General features: G+C 64.3%; 1 protein-coding gene. It reads left to right on the top strand.

Features of this window, described 5'->3' with window-relative positions; translation table 11 throughout:
• Positions 1-861: transketolase-like TK C-terminal-containing protein (locus IE157_RS12720; RefSeq protein WP_404820650.1), on the top strand; the 861-nt coding region annotated here is incomplete at both ends.

The raw sequence follows: 861 nt of genomic DNA, 5'->3' as shown, positions 1-861 counted from the left end.
TTCTACTCCATGTTCGGGTTCCAACGCACCGGGGATGAGTTCTGGGCAGCAGCCGATCAGATGGCCCGCGGGTTCGTGATCGGCGCCACCGCCGGGCGTACCACCCTGACCGGTGAGGGCCTGCAACACGCTGACGGGCACTCCCCGATCCTGGCTTCGACCAACCCCGCGGTGATCCACTACGACCCCGCCTACGGGTACGAGATCGCCCACATCGTCAAACGCGGGATCGAACACATGTACGGGCACGCGGATGAGGATCACAACGTGATGTACTACCTCACCGTCTACAACGAACCCATCCACCAACCCGCCGAACCCGAAGACGTCGATGTGGACGGGATCCTCAACGGCATCTACCTGCTCAAACCCGCCACCAACGAAGGCCCGCGCGCCCAGTTGCTGGCCTCCGGGGTCGGAGTGCCCTGGGCGTTAGAAGCCCAACGGATCCTCGCCGAGGAATGGTCGGTCTCCGCCGACGTGTGGTCGGTGACGTCGTGGACGAACCTACGCCGGGATGCTCACGCCGCCGAACATGAGGCGTTCCTCAACCCCGGTGAAGGGACACGCACCCCCTACATCACCCAAGCACTAGCAGGGGCAACGGGACCGGTGATCGCCACCAGTGATTACACCTCGGCCCTACCGGACTCCGTGCGTCAGTACGTACCCAACGACTGGGCCTCGTTGGGCGCAGACGGATTCGGGTTCGCTGACACCCGCGCCGGAGCACGCCGGTACTTCACCATCGATGCGCACTCAATGGTCGTACGCACCCTGGAAATGCTGGCCAAACGCGGAGAGATCGACTGGTCCGCCCCCGCAGAAGCCATCACCCGCTACGACCTCACCAACCCCGCC

The organism is Kocuria marina (assembly GCA_014652975.1).
Classification (GTDB): Bacteria; Actinomycetota; Actinomycetes; order Actinomycetales; family Micrococcaceae; genus Kocuria; species Kocuria marina.
Note: the sequence above shows the minus strand (reverse complement) of the source record. Positions and strands in the feature narration are given on the sequence as shown.